Annotated in this window: 2 protein-coding genes; both read right to left on the bottom strand. The window is 56.5% G+C overall.

What is annotated here, in order from left to right:
• Positions 1–133: 133 nt before the first annotated feature.
• On the bottom strand, positions 134–487 hold the full coding sequence (locus tag JZX87_RS30920; protein ID WP_206829641.1) for a hypothetical protein: 354 nt from the start codon (positions 485–487) through the stop codon (positions 134–136).
• A gap of 363 nt (positions 488–850) precedes the next feature.
• On the bottom strand, positions 851–1,897 hold the full coding sequence (locus tag JZX87_RS30915) for an IS110 family RNA-guided transposase (protein ID WP_206829640.1): 1,047 nt from the start codon (positions 1,895–1,897) through the stop codon (positions 851–853).
• Positions 1,898–2,023 lie beyond the last annotated feature (126 nt).

Genomic DNA, 2,023 nt, shown 5'->3' with positions numbered 1-2,023 from the left:
GCGCTTCTCTAATCGGCGGGGTAAGGTCAAGCTCTGTTCAAAGCTATTCCACGGCAGCGCGATCAGGGCTTTTGTCCGAAGTAGGCGCTGGGCGGCAGACGCCTCTCCGCCGAAAGGGACAAAGGTTTTCGTATCATCGGCGCTGCGGGGTTTCGCGCAACAATCGGTACAGCCCAACACCGTTAAGTATCACGAGCATTCCGGCAAAGAATATGATGAACCCGCCAAACATACCTGCACCGAAGCCGACAGGGCCGTCATAGAGACCTGCATCAAAGCCCGCAGAAATTGGGTCCAGAACCCATCTGAACCAAAGAAATACTGCAAGTACCTCGACACCGTACGCGACAACGGCGGCGAAACTACCGATCCTACGCTTGATCAGAGCGATGAGAGCGTGAACGACCAAAGCAAGCGGGCTTGTTACCAAAAACACGATAAACAGAACGACGAACGGCCCAGCGGCATAAACGATGGTGTCTTTCAAAATGGGCCTCCGCGGTCATGCTGTCCTTCCCAAGATAGAGCTATTCATTTCAGTCTCGCAATGTCTCCGATTGGCATTTTCCAGCCGGAAGCGCTTCTCCGCAATGGAGCCAGTCCCTGTTTGCATCGGCTTGTGCAGTGTTCAACGTCTTTTCGCGGCCCTTGCTTCTCTCCGGGGTCGGCACTCAGCCCTCCCATGATGGGGTCCAGTAGATGATGTGGCCCAATCTATGCTGCATCCTGATGACGGATCATCGGAATAAACGCCGCCACGAACTCACATCACCATCGTCCGCGAAGGACGTCTTCCGCCGCTCCGCGGAACTTCGAATTTGTATCTCGGGTTAGCCGCTAGCGCTGGCAATCATGCCGCTGTGGTTGAGATGGTGTCCTCCCTAGTCCAACGGAACTCCGAGCCGTTGACCCACATGCGATGCATGACGACCGCGAGCCGTCGTGCCAATGCCACCTTGGCTTTCTTGCTGCCATGCCTCTTTGCAATATTCATGGCCCATGCCTTGAGCCAGCACCATTTCACCACGCGCGTCATCATCGACTGAGCGGCCTCGTAGAGCAGCCTTCGCATCATGGCATCGCCGCGCAGAGAGACGTGGCCGACCCGGCTCACTTCGCCGGATTGTTTCAGTACGGGCGTAAGACCCAATATCGCTCCGACTGATCGAGAATGACGAAACCTGCTGGGGATATCGATCGTCGAGACATAGGCGAGCGAGACGATCGGTCCAACGCCAGGCACCGTCATCAATCGCCTGCAAACATCGTCATGCTTCGCCTCGGCTCGAACCCTCTTGTCCAGTTTGGCAAGACCTTCTCGCAACTTGCGCCGTCCGGCGAGCAGTGGCTTCATGATTTCCGCAAGCTCAACGTCGTGTTCGACAAGCTCGAGTATTCTTCTCTCGAACGTACCGCCCGAGGCATGACCGACCTTCAATCCGAAGTTGCGCAGAAGCCCGCGCATCTCGTTCTCCAGGTCGATCGCCTTTTCCTGCAGTAACGATCGGGCTGTTAGCAAGGCGCGGCGCTTCTGGCTGGTGAGCGTCTTCACGTGCACGTCCTTGAACAGGCCGACCCGCATCATATGGGCAATGCCGCGTGCATCGTTCCGATCGCTTTTATTCTGTTGAAGGGCATCCAGGAAAGCTTTGGTGTGGCGCGTCTCGATGCAGAAGACGGGGAAGCCGGCTTTTGCCAGTCCTTCAAAAAGCCATTGCGACAACGGTCCTGCCTCAACGCCCACCCTCTCCAAGCTGAATGCCGGATCGCTCAGGATGGCTACAAGGTCCTCCGGATGAGAAACCACCTTTCGTTCCCGGCACAGCTTCCCGCTTTCATCGACAATACAGACGCTCGTTTCTTTGACCGAGACATCGAGGCCGGCATAGTGTTTCATGGTTGCGCTCCTCTGCATGATGGTTGTGCCTGGTTCTGACAGGCAATTGTATCATCGGCAGTGCGGTGAAGCTCCCTCCTCCGGGCGGATGAGATGGGGCACGAAGCCGATTAGCCCATCTATGCT

Source organism: Agrobacterium sp. Ap1, assembly GCF_017313375.1.
Taxonomy (GTDB): Bacteria; Pseudomonadota; Alphaproteobacteria; order Rhizobiales; family Rhizobiaceae; genus Neorhizobium; species Neorhizobium cellulosilyticum.
This window is presented reverse-complemented; position numbering and strand designations above follow the sequence as displayed.